This is a genomic window from Enterocloster sp. 210928-DFI.2.20, assembly GCF_020554465.1.
In the GTDB taxonomy this organism is placed as follows: Bacteria; Bacillota; Clostridia; order Lachnospirales; family Lachnospiraceae; genus Enterocloster; species Enterocloster bolteae.
Genome location: NZ_JAJCHK010000030.1, coordinates 1 through 17070, shown reverse-complemented (window position 1 = coordinate 17070; position 17070 = coordinate 1). Strand labels below are relative to the sequence as shown.

Below are 17070 nucleotides of genomic sequence, written 5' to 3'. Positions count from 1 at the left end.
ACGCCACCCCATCCACCAAGCGTAGAAAGGAGGGACACGAAATGCCCTGTCCACACAATGAAATCACGATTGTGCAGCGCAGCCAGCGACAGTCTGCGGTTGCCGCCGCTGCTTACCAGAGTGGCGAAAAGCTGTTCTGTGAATACGACCAGCAAGTGAAGCACTACCCGGAAAAGCGTGGCATCGTCCACAATGAAATCCTGCTCCCGGCAAATGCCCCGCCGGAGTATGCAGACCGCAATACCCTATGGAACGCCGCCGAAGCGGTGGAAAAGCAATGGAACTCCCAGCTTGCAAGGAGGTGGGTGCTTACCATCCCAAGAGAGATACCACCCGACCAGTACGCTGTCCTTGTCAGGGAGTTTTGTGAACAGCAGTTTGTTTCCAAAGGCATGATTGCTGACTTTGCCATCCATGACCCCCATCCGCCGGGACACAACCCCCACGCCCATGTCCTGCTCACTATGAGGGCAATGGACGAACATGGAAAATGGCTTCCCAAGAGCCGCAAGGTTTATGACCTTGATGAAAACGGGGAACGGATAAAGCTGCCGTCCGGCAGGTGGAAAAGTCACAAGGAGGATACGGTTGACTGGAACGACCAGAAGTATTGTGAAATCTGGCGGCATGAATGGGAGGTTATCCAGAACCGCTATCTGGAAGCTAATAACCGCCCGGAGCGTGTGGACTTGTGTTCCTATGCCAGACAGGGGCTTGATGTTGTCCCTACTGTCCATGAGGGGGCTGCTGTCCGGCAGATGGAAAAGCGTGGTATCCAGACGAATATCGGAAACCTGAACCGGGAAATCAGAGCTGCCAACAATCTGATGAAGTCCATCCGGCAGCTTATCCAAAACCTCAAAGGCTGGATTACCGAGCTGGGCGAAAAACGGAAAGAGCTGCTTGCACAAAAGGCGGCGGAGGAAGCAACACTTCTTCCCAATCTGCTGATGAAGTATATGGCGATACGAAAGGAAGAACGGAAGGACTGGACAAGGGCTGGACAGAACCGGGGGACTTCACAGGACTTAAAGGCAGTCAGCGAAGCCCTGTCCTATCTCCGGCAAAAGGGGCTTTCCACTGTGGAGGACTTAGAAGCATTTCTGGAATCCTCCGGGAAATCAGCCGCAGATTACCGCAATCAGATGAAGCCAAAGGAAGCCCGAAGCAAAGTGATTGACGGGATTCTTGCCAGCCGGACAGACTGCAAAGAATGTAAGGCTGTCTATGAGAAGTACCAGAAGATATTTTTTAAGAAAACAAAGGAAAAATTCAAACAGGAACACCCGGAGGTTGCCCGGTATGCGAAAGCCACCGCCTATCTTGTCAAGCACCCGGACGATAAGGATAAAACGAAAAATGAGCTGCAACAGGAGCAGGAAAAGCTTCTTAGCGAAATCGCAGAGCTGAAAGTACCGCTGACCGAGGTACAGGAGGATTTGAAGAAGCTGCGGGACATCCGCTACTGGGTACGGAAAGCCACACCCGGTACAGAGGAAAGCAAAGAGCCGCCCAGGAAGCAGCCTATCAAGGAAGTCTTGCAGGATAAGGCAGACGAGAAAAAAGCACAAAGAACCGCCCCGGCGCAGACGAAACACAGACAACAGGATATGGAACTTTAACAGGCACTTGCCATTTTCAAGCAGAGAATGTCAGGTGCTTTTCTTATTTTCAAGGAGGGATAGATTTGAATGTATTTGAAGCTGTGAAGCAGTCCGTCACAACAAGACAGGCTGCGGAGCATTATGGAATCCATGTAGGTCGGAACGGGATGGCTTGCTGCCCGTTCCATAACGATAAAACCCCAAGCATGAAGCTGGATCGGCGTTACCACTGCTTCGGCTGCGGTGCGGATGGGGATGTGATTGATTTTGCCGCCGCCCTGTATGGGATGGGAAAGAAGGAAGTCGCCGTACAGCTGGCACAGGACTTCGGGCTTTCCTATGAGGACTGGAAACCGCCGGGAAAGGCAAAAAAGCCCAAGCCCCGGCAGAAATCCCCGGAGGAACAGTTTCAGGAAGCAAAAAACCGCTGCTTCCGTATTCTTACCGATTATCTTCACTTGCTTATGGCATGGAGAACGGACTACGCCCCGCACTCCCCGGAGGAAGCCTTTCATCCCCGGTTTGTGGAAGCCTTACAGAAGCAAGACCAAGTGGAATATCTGCTGGATGTGCTGCTGTTCGGGGAGACAGAGGAAAAAGCGGCTTTGATTACGGACTACGGAAAGGATGTGATACAGCTTGAACAGCGAATGGCAGAGCTTGCAGCCGCAGACGCAGCAAGAACTAAAAAACACCATGAACGCCATGCAGCCGCCCCAGAGCATTGAGGAAATCAAGGCGGGGCTGGAAACCACCGAGAAAGGCGGTGTCCGTCAGAGCATACGGAACTGCCTGACCGTATTCCAGTGTGACCCTCTGCTTTCCGGGGCTATCGCATACAACATCCTGACTGACCGCAAGGACATCATAAAGCCCATCGGCTTCCACAGAGAAAACACTGCCCTGAACGATACGGATATGAAGTATCTGCTTCTTTATCTGGAAGAAACCTACGGGCTTACCAATGAGAAAAAGATTGATAACGCCATCGGGATTGTGGCAAATGAAAACAAGTACCATCCCATCCGGGACTATTTAAGTGCCCTTGTGTGGGACGGGACAGAACGAATCCGTTTCTGCCTGCGGCATTTTCTGGGGGCTGACGCAGATGATTACACCTATGAAGCGTTGAAGCTGTTCCTGCTGGGTGCAATCTCACGAGCCTTTCAGCCGGGGTGCAAGTTTGAAATCATGCTCTGTCTGGTAGGCGGTCAGGGGGCTGGCAAGTCCACTTTCTTCCGTCTGCTGGCAGTCCGGGACGAGTGGTTCTCCGATGATTTGCGGAAGCTGGACGATGACAATGTGTACCGCAAGCTGCAAGGTCACTGGATTATCGAAATGTCGGAAATGATGGCAACCGCCAACGCCAAGAGCATTGAGGAAATCAAGTCGTTTTTAAGCCGACAGAAAGAGGTTTACAAGATACCCTATGAAACCCACCCGGCAGACCGCCCCCGTCAGTGCGTGTTTGGCGGCACTTCCAATGCCCTTGACTTCCTGCCCCTTGACCGTTCCGGCAACCGCCGCTTTATCCCGGTCATGGTGTACCCGGAGCAAGCCGAGGTTCACATTTTGGAGGACGAAGCCGCTTCCAGAGCCTATATCGGGCAGGTGTGGGCGGAAGCGATGGAGATTTACCGAAGCGGCAGGTTCAAGTTAGCTTTCAGCCCCGCTATGCAGCGGTATCTCAAAGAACACCAGCGGGATTTTATGCCGGAGGACACCAAAGCCGGGATGATACAGGCGTATCTTGATAAGTACACCGGGAGCATGGTCTGTTCCAAGCAGCTCTACAAGGAAGCCTTAAACCATGCCTTTGACGAGCCGAAGCAATGGGAAATCCGGGAAATCAACGAAATAATGAACCAGTGCATTACCGGATGGCGGTACTTCCCGAACCCAAGAATGTTTTCCGAATATGGCAGACAAAAGGGCTGGGAGCGTGAAAACCCGGCAACGGACTTAAGCAACCCGTCTGAAAAAACGATGGACGGTTTTGTGGAGGTCACGGAACAGATGGAGCTTCCATTCTGAAAATGACAGCCCGTTGCACCCTCTGTTGCTATCCCGTTGCCGAGCCGGTTGCCGGGAAAAATCCCATAACTGCGGGCTTTTCTCCCTTACAACAACCAAAACAACAGAAAAATAAAAGAAAAGTATAAATAGTAAGTAGTGCCAGACTGGGATTGTTTGCAAGGTCTTTTGAAGCCCGTTGCCGGACTTCGTTGCCGACACCCTCTGTCTGGCTGTTTTCATGTGCGCAGGCAATGAGCCGAGCGGATAAGCTTGCGTATCCATTTGGCGAATGCTGCGATAATGATAATTATGGAGGATAACTGCCTATGGCAAATAACAAGATGAATGTTAAAGAAAAAATTTACTCAGATATTCCGGTGTGGCGTAGATATACGCTTACCATTGAGGAAGCAGCCAGATATTATCATATCGGCGAAGGAAAATTGAGAACGCTTATTGACACACATCCCAATGAGGATTTTTATGTGATGAACGGCAATCGTGCCCTCATTAAGCGTGAGAAATTTGAGAGGTATCTGGATCAGGCTACTGCTGTGTAAACAGAGCTGACAGATTTACCGATTTCACATGATATAACTATGCGGAGAGCTGGATTTGTGCTATGATAAGAGTGCAAGTCTGGCTCTCTTTTTTTGAAAGGAGAGTTCACGATGAGTGAGAAAAGACGAGATAACCGTAATCGGATTTTGCGAGGGGGCGAGTACCAGCGTAAAGATGGGAGGTATCGGTTCCGCTATATTGATGAGGACGGAAAAGAGAAAAATGTATACAGTTGGCGTTTGGACAAGAATGACCCAATGCCAAAAGGGAAGAAGCGGGAGCCTTCCCTGCGTGAGAAAGAAAAACAGATTGAAGCGGATTTGTTTGACCGTATCGTAACCAACGGTGGCAACTATACTGTTTTGGAACTGGTAGAAAAGTATGTTTCATTGAAAACAGGAGTTCGTCACAATACGGTTGCCGGATATAAAACGGTCATCAATATGCTGAAAAAAGAGAGTTTTGGGAATCTGCGAATTGATAAGGTGCGTTTGTCAGACGCCAAGACATGGTTGATTAAGCTCCAACAAATTGATGGGCGGGGATACAGTTCCATTCATTCTATCCGGGGAGTCCTCAGACCAGCATTTCAGATGGCGGTAGACGATGATTTGCTTCGTAAAAATCCATTTGAATTTGAGCTTGCATCCGTCATTGTCAATGATTCTGTTACCAGAGAAGCGATTACCCGAAAGCAGCAGAGAGATTTGCTGAAGTTTATTCAGGAAGATAAACATTTTAGCAGATACTATGATGCAATCTATATTCTTTTTCACACAGGGCTTCGTATCTCAGAGTTCTGTGGACTGACGGTTTCAGAAATCGAGTTTGGAGAAATGCGTATCAAGGTAGACCATCAGTTACAGCGTACTGCACAGATGCAGTATGTAATTGAAGAACCAAAAACTGACAAAGGCATCCGCTATGTGCCGATGACGGAAGCTGTCGCAGCGTGTTTTCGCAGAATCATTGCCAACCGCAAGACACCAAAAGTTGAACCGATGGTGGAAGGATATGCAGGATTTTTGTTTCTGGATAAAAACGATATGCCGATGGTTGCCCTTCACTGGGAAAAGTATCTGGAGCATATCATTCAGAAATACAACAGGATTTACCGTATCCAGATGCCGAAAGTTACCCCTCATGTATGCAGGCACACCTTTTGCTCTAATATGGCAAAATCCGGGATGAATCCGAAAACCTTGCAGTATATCATGGGTCACGCAGACATCAGTGTAACCTTGAACACTTACACCCATGTGAATTTTGATGATGCAAAGGAAGAAGTATATCGGATAGCGAATAGTTAAAAAAGCCCGTTGGTAAGGACGCTTGCTTTACCAACGGATTTACCAAGATTGCAGGGAAAAACATAAGAAAATACGAGAAGATTTGAGAAGATACCTTGAAAATAAAGGAAAACTCAAAAGTCGGAAAACCCTGAAATATCAAGCGTTTGAGAAGAAATACTGGACTTAAATGGAGATATAAAAAGATGATTAAAGTACTATTTATTTGCCACGGCAACATCTGCCGCAGCCCCATGGCCCTCTACTATTTCCGCAGCCTGCTAAAGGAAAGAGGCCTGTCCGGCATAATTCAGGCAGATTCCGCTGCTACCTCCACCGAGGAAATCGGTAATCCTGTACACCACGGAACCCGCGCCAAATTAAAGCAGGCCGGCATTCCCTGCGAGGGGCACCGGGCAAAACAGATGACGAAGGCAGATTATAAATCATTTGATTACCTGATTGGCATGGACAGCTGGAATATCCGCAACATGCAGCGTATTGCAGGCGGTGATCCGGACCACAAAATTTTTAAGCTTATGGAATTCACCGGTTCCGGAAGGGATGTGGCCGACCCTTGGTACACGGGTGACTTCGACACCACCTGGTCCGACGTCACGGAGGGCTGCGCCGCGCTGCTGGATTATATATCAGAGCGTCTTTAAACATTACTCTGCCTTCCTTACTGACAGCTTATATGGTTGCCCCGTTTGTCTCTATGACACGGCGGTACCAGTGAAAGCTGTCTTTTTTTATGCGCTTAAGGCTGCCTGTCTCATGCTCGTTCCTGTCCACATACAGAAATCCGTACCGCTTTCTAAAGCCTTCATGGGAACTGAGTAAATCCATAAAGGACCAGGGCGAATACCCCATTAGCTCCACGCCGTCATCCAGCGCCTGTCTGCATGCCTGGATGTGCCTTCTCAGATAGTCAATTCTGTAACTGTCATGCACCTTTCCATTTTCAGTAAGGATATCGGCTGCTCCCAGACCATTTTCTGTTATGAGAAGGGGAAGCCGGTATTTCTGATAATAACGGTTCAACACAATCCGAAGGCCCATTGGATCAATCTGCGCCCCATACTCTGTCGAAACCAGATGAGGATTTTTCACATGAGAAAAGTATCCATACTGGTCAAAATCCACCTCATTGCCCGGAAAGCACCGTTCCCCCACAGGATGAATCTCATCTGCCGGAAGATATCTGACACAAAGTGTCCTGTAATAGTTGACAGCAATGTAATCAGAAGCGCCCCATTTGAGTATCTCCTCATCCCCATCCTCCGCGGACGGCATAATATTACGCTCTTTAAGATACCGCCTGTAGTATCCCGGATATCTGCCATATTGATGCATGTCCAGACAGTATTCCGCCTTAAACCAATCATTGTTAGCCGCAGCCCACACATCCTCCGGACGGGGTGTTTCCGGATAGGTACAGCAGGACGACACGGCCGGGCCTATCTTTCCTCCGGAAACCAGCTCATGGCATGCCTTTACGGCCAGGGCATGGGCCAGAAACATATGATAATCCATCTGAGCCCTGAGCCGGTCTGCCTCCCATTTATCCGCGGCATCAATATTCATCCTCTCATCCACCCGCACCATCAGGTTCTGTTCATTGTGGACCTGCCAGTATTTAACCCTGTCGCCAAAAGCCCTGAAGCATATCCTGGCATACCGTTCAAAGGCCAGGACACACCGGCGTGATTCCCAGCCATTGTATTTTTCCGCCAACGCGTAGGGCAGGTCAAAATGATACAGGGTGACAAAGGGCTGGATTCCCCTTGACAGCAGGCAGTCAATGATTCTGTCATAGAATTTAATCCCCTCCTCATGGACAGCTCCATCGCCATCCGGTATGATTCTGGCCCACGCAATGGAGAACCTGTACATTTTGAGCCCAAGCTCTGCCATGTAATCAATATCCTCCTTCCAGTGATGATAGAAGTCACTGGCCACCTTAGTATCTGCCTGTATATGGGATCGTTTAAAGGAATTGAAATCTGCCACTGTCATCCCTTTTCCTCCCAGATTCCATCCCCCTTCAATCTGAAATGCGGATGATGAAGCCCCCCACAAAAATCCTTCCGGAAATTCTGTCGTTTTCTGATGCATTGTTTCCCTCCTGCAGTTAATTCCTTTCCCATGATGTTTCCTCTGGTTCCTGGTCCATATCCTCAAATCCCAGCAGCATTGTCAAAATGGCAGACCCGAAGAATGATATACCAATACCGGCTAGATAAAAGAGGAATTTTTTCATTCCAAAAGCAGCATAGGTTGCCAGTGTAAGGATACCGTTATTTGCAAAAGCATCCCCGTACACGCCTCCCGCCCCCATGACAGCCCCTCCTGCGGCTCCACATATAACCGCGTAAATCATAGGACGTTTAAGCCGCAGGTTACACCCATAGATGGCCGGCTCTGTTATGCCGCAGACAGAGGCTGCCACTGATGCCGATGCCGCCACTGCTTTTAGCTCCCTGCTTCTGGTCCGCATCATAACTCCCAGGGCAGCCCCGCCCTGAGAAAAATTCGCAGCCCCTGCAAATGCAAGCAGGTTTTGCCGGCCGTTCAGTGCCACATCCTGGATTCCAATGGGTACCAAGGCTCTGTGGGCTCCAAAAATAACAAACACACACCACATGCCTCCGATGAAACCGCCGCACAAAACAGGGCTTATTCCCATAAGACCTGTGTAGATAAAATGAATTATATTTCCCAGATAAATTCCTACCGGCCCAAACACCATAAATACTGCAGGCACCATTACCAGCAGGGAGATCCCCGGTACCAGAATAATTTTCAGGACCTCCGGTATCACCCGCTCCAGAAACCGCTGTACATAAGCCAGGATAAACACACCTATTATAATAGGAATGACTGATGATGTGTAATTGGCCCTGGTCAATGCCACTCCCAGCATACGGATACGCTCCTCTCCCGCCATAAGACTGAGAACAGAAGGGTAACACATGGTTCCCCCCAGAGCCATGGCCACAAATTCATTGGCCCCAAACACCCTGGCGCTGGTATAGGCTAGGATGATTGGCATAAAATAGAAAATCGCATCCGTGGCAGCCAGCAGGATTACGTAGGTATGGTTCCCTGTAATATCAATGCCCTGATTGGATGCCAGCATCCTGGCTATGGTCAGGAATCCTTTCAAAAGGCCAGATGCAGCAATGGCAGGTACCATAGGCGTAAACATGGAGGAAACCGTCTGAATCATTCTGTTTCCCAAATGATTTCCCGGTGTGTTTTTCTCTCTGTCCTTACTGTCCCTATGATAAACCTTTTCTCTTTTTTCACCCGCTTTTCTTTCTGTACCGGTCATTTCCTTCAGCAGGTCATATATCCGGCCTACCTTTGTCCCCATGACAACCTGGAACTGGCCGCTGCTTTCCACAACTGCTATCACACCTTCTATCCGCTCTATCTTACCGCGCTCTGCCTTTTCCGGATCCCTTAATTCAAACCGAAGTCTGGTAAAACAGTGTGTCATCTCCCTGATATTCTCTGCCCCGCCTATGTGAGACAAAATCTCGTTAGCTGTTTCTTGATAATTCATCCCCTGCTCCTTCCAAGATTCCACAATCTCTTCCATATTTATAATATGGCTGTCAGAAGCGTATTTCATCCAGCTAATTCTGACGAGATTTTTCCTCCAGAAATGCATGGACCCGCAGCGATGTGCCGTCTGTTTTAAGTGTTATGGCTCCCTTTTTTCCGGTTTCCAGAACCACAATCCCCTGCCTCCTGAAACGCTCCATTGTCTCCGGCGACGGATGACCATAAGAATTTTCCTTTCCATAGGAAACCACAGCTAATTGAATCCTCAATCGGTCCAGAAATACCCCCGATGAAGATGTCCTGGAACCATGATGGGCTGTTTTCAGTATCTGTACATGATTCAAATGTATATCCTGCAGGGCCCCCTCCTGTTCTGCCAGTCTGACCAGACTGCTCTCCTGTTCTTCCCCCATATCTCCTGTAAACAACATATGAAATCCCTTATAATCCCCGCACAAAACCAGAGAGTGGCTGTTACGGTCCTTCCCGCCAAAATCTTCACCGGCATACAGACAGGTAAGCGTCAGCTCCCCAGTTTCCACCCAGTCTCCGGTTTTCATATAAACCACAGCTGCCCCTTCTCTCCTGGCCAGTGCAGCCAGATTTTCATATACCTCCTCCCCCTTTCCCATCACTGGCAGCACCAGGGTACCTATTCTTATGTCCTCTGACTCCTCCAGCAGGTATATAAGACCGTTTATATGGTCGCTGTCTCCATGACTTACCACCGCGTAATCAATCCACGATATTCCCTGGCTTTTTAAATAAGGCTCCAGCACAATATTCCCCAGTTTTTTCTGGCTGCTGCTGCCTCCATCTATGAGCACCGCCCTCTTACCAGACCTGAGCAGCAGGCCGTCCCCTTGTCCCACATCCATACAGACAACCTCCAGTCCTTTTACGGGACGCGGGACCAAAGCCGCAAAACTAAGGGCATAAATTCCAAAAAAATACATTAACATCATGGATTTACAACTGATGGAAGATATGCGTGTTTGTAAATCCCTTTCTGCCAGATAAGCGTTACACCTTGCAGGAGATTTTGCCCGAATAAAGGCACTCCGGCCCCTGATACAAAACAGCACAACTGCTGTTCCCATTCCGTGTATGCCAAAATACATTACCAGACTGCCCGGCGACGGACGCCCCAGCACCAGACTGTATCCGGGCAGCCCTTCCGCAAATTTGCACAGCAGCTCATAAAACCTCAAAATATAATGTCCGGCCCCCACTGCTGCCACTCCTCCCTGAATCCAGAAGCTTCCCAGTACAATCCCCAGAATACCCGAATACATTAAGATAGAAACAAGAGGTATAACCAAAAGATTTAAAAAAATGCCGTAAAGCGGATGCTGAAAATAGTGGTACAGCACAATGGGCGTAAGTACGATTTGTACGCTCAAGCTGATAAGAAGCGTCTTTTCCCACGCCCGCTCCAATTCAAGGAATGACTGCACCCATCCTCCCAATCCGCTGATCGCCAGAACTGCCCCAAAGGACAATTCAAATCCGCTGTGGTACAGCAGATAGGGCTGTCTGTACAGAAGAATTAAGGCTGCCGCTCCCAACGCCGACAGGGTGTCGTAGCTTCTTCCTTTAACCGCCGCCAGCCACAGGCATACTATCATGATAACTGCCCTTATGGCGGAACCGGAACTGCCTGTCATTATTCCATAGCTGATAACAAGAACAGCTGATATCATCCCGGCCTTGCCATATCCGGCTCCGGCCCGACGAATCATCAGATAGATCCCTCCGCCGATAATAGCCAGATGCTGTCCGCTGACAGCCAGAAGATGTGAAATTCCGTTGCGCTGGTACATATCCCGCATCTCCGGATTCATATCAGATGTATCTCCCAGAAGCACGGCTTTAAATACAGCCACATCCTCCGGCATGCATATCTTTTCAAGTACACCGGCACATTGCATCCGAAACTCTGCGATTCCCTTGTAATAAGGGATTGCCTCTCCTCCCGCCACTGCCAGGTTCTCCCCGTACAGCCTGCATGCAGTTCCCTTTGTTCGGTAATAGGTCCTGAAATCAAATTCTCCGGGATTTCCCGGCCCTTCCACCGGAGCCAGCTTGCCTCTCACCTGTACTTTTACCCCCACAGCCAGCTCTTCCCCTAAGTCAGAATCATCTTTCTCCGTTGTCCTGTTCTCCGCATACACCACCATCCTCCTGAACTTCACAGACCTTTTACCTGCCTCGGCCGTCACCTCCTCCAGCATAAGGGTAATCGTATTTTCCTTTTGTTCTGCCTTTTTAATTACTCCTCTTACCAATATCCGGACGCCGGCCATGGTCCGGGCCACGGACTCCTCATGGTCCAGAATCCCTTTTTCCTGCTGTCCTCTTGTCATTCCCACAGACGAACCAGACAGTAGACATACCAAAAAGAGCAGAAGCACTCTATGTTTCCGGTTGCTCCTGCCCTGCATCTTCTCTCTTGGAGCAGAAGGGCGCAGTACTCCCCTCCCTGTATCCAAAAGCCATAGGATTCCTGCCGCAGCTGCACACAGCCACGCCAGAACACCTAAGTCCACCGCCGTCTTAACCTGCAGGGCCAGCACCTCTCCAAGTACGTAACCTGCTGCCAGTACAACCAGCGGTCTCTTCATATTCAGTTAAATTTCCTTTCGTCTATTCATTCTTTCCGTCAATATAATTCTGGCTTCTCTCAAAGGTGGTATTTAAGGACACCACATCCCGGAACATCACATCCTGGGAGCCGTTGATCATAATCTGCACCTTTGTCACCGTTGTCATCTCTGAAAGAGAATCCACAATGGAATAGATCGGGATATACTCATTCACTGCCAGAGTTGTATTGGCAAAGGCGGAATCAAAGTTGATATAGCATACATTATCTGTCACTGACAGGCTCAGTATCTTGCAGTCTGGCGGAAGCGTGGGATTATGCCCCTCCTGTCCCGGTCCTGCAATGAGCTGCTCTACTACCAGCTGTTCCAGGGAGGTATTGATGTTGTGGACTACCTCCCGTTTCTCCGGCACCAGGCGGTTGCCTGTCTCATCGGCAAAATACAGGGTCAGCTCCGTCTTTTCGTAGGCATTTACATTGCTGGTATTCATGATAAAATCAGTGGCCGACAGCATTCCCACCGGATTTCCCTGCCGGTCCATCAGAGGCTGGTCACCGCAGTAAATATTGATATAGTCAATTCCCTCAATCTGCGTCAGGGTCCTGGTGAGGGCTGCCCGGCAGAGAATCTCCCGTTCCGCCTTCATGGCTGTGTAATTCATGTCGAAGTACAGATACAGCACCTGTTCCTCCTGGCGGCTCCCCTGGTAGGTTACCCGGTCCGTCAGGCCGGGCTGGCAGTCCAAATCCTTTGGCACATTCAGGAACTGGTCCATCAGTTCATTCACCAGCTCCCCCTTATCCTTTGTTTCCGTCTCGTACTCCTGGGGAACCAGCTTGGTGATGGACGCATTCAGATAATAAATCAGATATCTGCCCTCGGCAGGATTGGAGACAGGGCTTTCCCCCTCTCCGCAGCCCGACAGCAGGAATACAACCGCCATCAAAGGCAGTATCAGCCTTTTCACCGCATGTATTCCCATGGTATGTCTGCTCATGACATGTCTGCTCACGGTATTTCTGCTCACAGTATGTCTGCTCGCGGTATTTCTGCTCATGGCTTTGCCTCCTGTCTCGGTACATAGTTAAGGGGTATCCTCACGCTGAAGGTGGTTCCCTCTCCCACCGTACTCTCCACATCTATGATACCATGGTGCATCTGAATGACATTTTTCGCGATAGCCAGTCCCAGCCCGGTGCCGCCCACTTCCCTGGAGCGGGCCTTATCCACCCGGAAAAACCGCTCGAATATATGTTCCAGCGCGTCCTCCGGTATCCCGATACCGGTGTCAGCCACCTTGATGTAGAAATATTTGTGATCTGCATCCAGGGTCACGCGAACCATACCTGAATCCCGGTTGTATTTGATGGCATTTTCCACCAGATTGGTGATTGCCAGGGATATCTTTACCTTATCCACATCCGCTGTCACTTCCCGGATGCTCTCCAGGATCAGTTCCACATTTCCACGTTTGGCAATGGGACGCAGACGTTTTAAAATCAGCTCCAGTTCCCCGTTGATATTCACCTGCTCTATGTTCATCTGGTCCTCGGCTGTCTTATCCATTTTGACCAGCATCAGCAAATCCTCTATGATCTGGTTCTCCCGGTCAATCTCATCCGAAATATCCGTCATAAACTCCCGGTACAGCTCCACCGGCACGTCTTCCATCCCCATCAGGGAATCAGCCAGCACACGGATAGAGGTGATGGGCGTTTTCAGCTCATGGGACACATTGGAGACAAACTCCTGGCGCGACTGGTCTACAGCCTTGAGCTTGCTCAGGGACTTCTGGACTGACTGGGACAGGAGCCTGGTCTCCCTGTAAGTCTCCTCTGTGATGTCCGCATCCAAATCTCCCTGGGCCACCCTGTCAAAGGACATCTGAAGCTTCTTAAAAGGACGCAGCAGCAAATGGGCCGCCGCCACCCCCAAAACACTGATAAGAAGAACCATACACACCAGAAACAGATGGGACTTTCCCATAACCTTATCTGTCAGGGACAGAATGTTCTCCGTGGATGCGGTAACCACAATGACTCCGCTCACAGCTTTTGCGTCCGCCGTGTCATACACGGGAATGGTCTGGGCAAAATACTGCATATCCTTGTTGTAATGGCTGCTGTTCTCACCCTTGAAACACTTGATGACTTCTTCTGATAAATAATACTTTCCCGTGGCCAGATTAAAGGTATCTGTCACCACCCGGAAATTGCTTCCCACAATGACAATTCTTCCGTTATAGACATCAGACAGGGTCTGCATCTGGCTGTCCAGGCTGGCATTGTTCTTTTTCTCGGCCGTCATATAGCCGGACCGGGTCATCTTATTGCTGAGTATAACACACTGGTTCTGTATCTCTATAAACCTGGCGTCCAGCTGGCTCTGCCGGAATGTTCCCAGCATAATGCCGGCCTCCAGAAAGAGAGGAATCAGGGCAGCGCCTATGATGATGGCTGTCAGCGGTACCTTCATGCTCATGCCGAAGGTACGCAGCTTCTTAACAAATTTCTTTTCCGACACTTATTCCAGCTCCTTTAATTTCCTGGTACAGGCGACTGCCAGGGCGCCAGGGCCGATATGGCATCCAATGCTGAGGGACAGGGGAGCCCCAAACACGGGAACCCCGGGATACAACTCCCTTACAGTCTCTTCCAGCTCCTGGGCTGCCTGCTCACTGCATGTATGGGCAATCTGCAGATAGGTGTGTTCTGCCTTCGGATCTGCCAGACGATCCTCCAGGTCATGGGCCAGGGCAGTCAGCATGATGGTCTTGGCCTGCTTCATGGTCCTTGCCTTTGCAAACGCATCCAGCTTTTCTCCCTGGATGGTGAGCACCGGCTTTATTTTGAGCAATGTCCCCAGCGCTGCCGCAGCAGGTGTAATCCTGCCCCCCTTTTTCAGATATTTAAGGGTATCCACCGTGATATAAATGGAGCTGTCAAACCTGGTTGTCTCAAGCTTTTCCTTTATCTGCTCACCGCTCCATCCCCGCTCTGCCAAATCCCTGGCGTCCAGGGCAGACTGTCTCTGGGTAACAGAAATCCTCTGGTTGTTCACCACCTGAACGCGCCCCTCATAATCTTCCGCCAGCATAAGAGCCGTCTGGCAGGAACCGCTGAGTCCGCTGGACATGGGAATGTACACCACCTGATCATGGTCCTCCAGAAGCTGTTCCCACTGTTCCGTCACGTCTTTAGGCGATGGCTGGGATGTGGTGATTTCAGCCCCTTCCTCCATCCTTGCGTAAAAATCTTCATGGCTTAAATCAATTCCCTCATAAAAAACCTGCCCGTCTATCATGAAAGGCATGGGAAGCACATATATGCCCAGCTCCTTTGCCTCATCCTGCGTTACTCCGCTGTTGCTGTCCGCAACAATAGCTATTTTCATATTAAATGTTCTCCTTTATGCAATCCCCTGGTTCAGCCTGTTTGCAGTTGTATATAACTGGTAATACATTCCCTTCTTCTCCAGCAGCTGTTCATGATTCCCCTCTTCCACAATCTTATTGCCTGCCAGCACAAGTATGCGGTCCGCACCCTGGATGGTGGTCAGGCGGTGGGCAATAGTAAGAGTGGTACGGCCCACTGCCAGCTTCTCCAATGACTGGGATACCAGGTATTCACTCTCATTGTCAAGAGCCGATGTAGCCTCATCCAGAATAAGAATGGCCGGGTTCTTCAGGAATACACGGGCAATGCTGATACGCTGCTTCTGTCCTCCTGACAGCTTGACCCCCCGCTCACCCACATACGTATCATATCCGTCCTGCAGCTCAGTGATAAACTCATGGGCGCCTGCCAGTTTGGCAGCTTCCATAACTTCTTCCCTGGTGGCTCCCGGACGCCCGTAGCTGATATTCTCATAGACAGAACCTGAGAACAGGTAAACGTCCTGCTGTACCACGCCGATGTTGGAACGAAGGCTCTGCAGTGTAACGTTCTTTATATCCTGCCCGTCTATGGCAATGCTGCCTGAGGTGGTATCATAAAACCTGGGCAGAAGGTTGCACATGGTGGTCTTACCGCCGCCGGAGGGACCTACCAGGGCAATCCTCTCCCCTGGCCTTACGGTGATGTTTATGTCCTCCAGTACCGGCACATGGTCATCCGGATACTCAAAACTTACGTGGTCAAAGGAAATGGCTCCCTTTACATGCTCCATCTTCTTTGCATTTTTGCTGTCCTTGATATCCGGCACCACATCCATGATTTCCTGGAAACGTTCGATACCGGTGATTCCACGCTGGAACTGCTCCGCAAACTCTATGATTCTGCGTATAGTGGTAAGAAGGGTGGTTACATACATGGTATAGGCCACCAAATCTCCCGGCTCCACCTTGCCCTGAATCATGAAAATGCCTCCTGCCACAATCACCACCACATACATCAGTCCGTCAAAGGACCTGGTGGTAATCTGAAAAGCCGCCATGTAGCGGTAGGTATACTTCTTAATATCCATGAAATCCCGGTTGCCCTTGCCGAACTTGGCAATCTCCACCGGCTCATTGGCAAAGGCCCTGACCACACGGTTGCCCAGCAGGGTGTCCTCAATCTGGGCATTGAGCTCGCCAATCTGGTTTCTCTGCCTGCGGAATGCCTCCTTCACCTTCATGTTAAACCAGGTACAGGAAATAATCATAACCGGCACCAGCACAAATATGAGCAGGGTCAGTTCCAGATTGATGCCTGACAGGATGATGAAGGAGACCACGGTTTTTAGGGCTGCTATGAAGAACTCCTCCGGACAGTGGTGGGCAAATTCCGTCACGTCAAACAAATCACTGGTGATACGTGACATGATCTGTCCAACCTTTGTGTTGCTGTAATAACTGTCTGACAGCATTTGCAAATGCTCAAAGGCGTCCTGGCGCATATCTGTTTCAATGTATACACCCATCACATGCCCTGTATAGGCCATGTAATAGGCTGCCAGGGAGTCAATAATCCGCAGAAGCAGGTACAGACCGCCGATTCTGATTACAATTCCGGCTGTCATGGATGCCAGATTCTGCATCCCCTGGTTTGTGATATAGCGCAGCATCAGAGGAAGAATCAGTTCTCCCAATGTAGTCAGAGCCGCACAGAATAAATCAAATATCAGAATCTTCTTATATCTTCCATAATATGGAAGGAAGCTTTCCAAAAGCTTCTTCGTTTTCATACCTTTTTTTCCAGACACAATTCAAACTCCTATCATATGTTATATCAATTAAAATTATACAAAACAGGCCATCAGAGACTTCTACGGCCTTTGAGGGCACCAACTTCCATTTTATCCTATTTCCCATAAAAATGGAAGGGATATTTCATAACTTTAAAACCGTAACTTGAAAGTGTGCGCGCCCAACATTTTTGGCAAATATTCTCAACATTTTTGGCAAAATATTTTGGGAAAACGGGAGCCTGAAATAGTTCT

At 49.5% G+C, this 17070-nt stretch carries 13 protein-coding genes; 6 read left to right on the top strand and 7 right to left on the bottom strand.

Going from position 1 to position 17070, the window contains the following annotated elements; genetic code table 11:
• Positions 1 to 41 precede the first annotated feature (41 nt).
• The 6 genes from mobQ to LI015_RS21350 all read left to right on the top strand — a co-directional run bounded on the left by mobQ (position 42) and on the right by LI015_RS21350 (position 6135).
• A complete protein-coding gene (mobQ, locus tag LI015_RS21375; protein ID WP_227126352.1) occupies positions 42 to 1622 on the top strand; it encodes a MobQ family relaxase in 1581 nt (526 codons plus the stop codon).
• Between the two features lie 65 nt (positions 1623 to 1687).
• Positions 1688 to 2332, top strand: coding sequence for a CHC2 zinc finger domain-containing protein (locus LI015_RS21370; RefSeq protein ID WP_227126351.1), 645 nt, complete (start codon positions 1688 to 1690; stop codon positions 2330 to 2332).
• Positions 2301 to 3638: a virulence-associated E family protein gene (locus LI015_RS21365; RefSeq protein WP_227126362.1), complete on the top strand. Its 1338-nt coding sequence runs from the start codon at positions 2301 to 2303 to the stop codon at positions 3636 to 3638. The genes LI015_RS21370 and LI015_RS21365 overlap by 32 nt, the downstream gene beginning before the upstream one ends.
• A gap of 308 nt (positions 3639 to 3946) precedes the next feature.
• On the top strand, positions 3947 to 4180 hold the full coding sequence (locus LI015_RS21360; RefSeq protein WP_227126349.1) for an excisionase: 234 nt from the start codon (positions 3947 to 3949) through the stop codon (positions 4178 to 4180).
• 111 nt (positions 4181 to 4291) lie between these two features.
• Positions 4292 to 5491, top strand: a complete 1200-nt coding sequence (locus LI015_RS21355) for a site-specific integrase (protein ID WP_227126347.1) — start codon at positions 4292 to 4294, stop codon at positions 5489 to 5491.
• Positions 5492 to 5676: 185 nt separating this feature from the next.
• On the top strand, positions 5677 to 6135 hold the full coding sequence (locus LI015_RS21350) for a low molecular weight protein-tyrosine-phosphatase (RefSeq protein WP_227126345.1): 459 nt from the start codon (positions 5677 to 5679) through the stop codon (positions 6133 to 6135).
• Positions 6136 to 6163: 28 nt separating this feature from the next.
• Here the strand turns inward: LI015_RS21350 and LI015_RS21345 are convergent, their stop codons facing one another.
• The 7 genes from LI015_RS21345 to LI015_RS21315 form a co-directional block, all read right to left on the bottom strand.
• Positions 6164 to 7588, bottom strand: coding sequence for a glycoside hydrolase family 1 protein (locus LI015_RS21345; protein ID WP_002569437.1), 1425 nt, complete (start codon positions 7586 to 7588; stop codon positions 6164 to 6166).
• A 16-nt stretch (positions 7589 to 7604) separates the two neighbouring features.
• On the bottom strand, positions 7605 to 9041 hold the full coding sequence (locus tag LI015_RS21340; RefSeq protein WP_227126343.1) for a PTS transporter subunit EIIC: 1437 nt from the start codon (positions 9039 to 9041) through the stop codon (positions 7605 to 7607).
• A gap of 73 nt (positions 9042 to 9114) precedes the next feature.
• Positions 9115 to 11667, bottom strand: a complete 2553-nt coding sequence (locus tag LI015_RS21335; RefSeq protein ID WP_227126341.1) for a DNA internalization-related competence protein ComEC/Rec2 — start codon at positions 11665 to 11667, stop codon at positions 9115 to 9117.
• A gap of 22 nt (positions 11668 to 11689) precedes the next feature.
• A complete protein-coding gene (locus tag LI015_RS21330) occupies positions 11690 to 12706 on the bottom strand; it encodes a GerMN domain-containing protein (protein ID WP_227126339.1) in 1017 nt (338 codons plus the stop codon).
• Complete coding sequence (locus tag LI015_RS21325) at positions 12703 to 14172, bottom strand: sensor histidine kinase (RefSeq protein ID WP_002569441.1); 1470 nt, start codon at positions 14170 to 14172, stop codon at positions 12703 to 12705. The genes LI015_RS21330 and LI015_RS21325 overlap by 4 nt, the downstream gene beginning before the upstream one ends.
• The gene (locus LI015_RS21320; RefSeq protein WP_117626342.1) at positions 14173 to 15042 is read right to left on the bottom strand and encodes a DegV family protein; all 870 of its coding nucleotides are present in this window, start codon (positions 15040 to 15042) and stop codon (positions 14173 to 14175) included.
• A 15-nt stretch (positions 15043 to 15057) separates the two neighbouring features.
• Positions 15058 to 16833 carry an ABC transporter ATP-binding protein gene (locus tag LI015_RS21315; RefSeq protein ID WP_002571215.1) on the bottom strand — a complete coding sequence of 592 codons (1776 nt, stop codon included), beginning with the start codon at positions 16831 to 16833 and terminating at the stop codon, positions 15058 to 15060.
• Positions 16834 to 17070: the final 237 nt, after the last annotated feature.